Here is a 263-nt window from a genome sequence, read left to right as displayed (position 1 = left end):
GACGACGGCCCCGAGCGCGCCCCGCGCCCACGAGTCGCCGTACAGCCCGGCGAGCGCGGCGACCTGGGCCAGCAGCGTCAGCACCAGGGTGAGCACGCCGAACGGCCCGATGTCGGACCGCTTCATGATGGCGAGGGCCTGCTCGGCGGGCTTGCCGCTGCCCAGCCCGTCGGCGGTGTCCGCGAGCCCGTCCAGGTGCAGCCCGCGGGTGAGCGCGGCCGGTACGGCGGCGGAGGCGACGGCGGCGAGCAGCGGGCCCGCGC

1 protein-coding gene is annotated in these 263 nt (G+C 78.7%); it reads right to left on the bottom strand.

Translation table 11 applies throughout. From position 1 onward, the window contains the following. Positions 1-263: adenosylcobinamide-GDP ribazoletransferase (locus GT030_RS14965; RefSeq protein WP_161201533.1), on the bottom strand; the 263-nt coding region annotated here is incomplete at both ends.

The organism is Streptomyces sp. SID1328 (assembly GCF_009865595.1).
In the GTDB taxonomy this organism is placed as follows: Bacteria; Actinomycetota; Actinomycetes; order Streptomycetales; family Streptomycetaceae; genus Streptomyces; species Streptomyces griseoluteus.
Note: the sequence above shows the minus strand (reverse complement) of the source record. Positions and strands in the feature narration are given on the sequence as shown.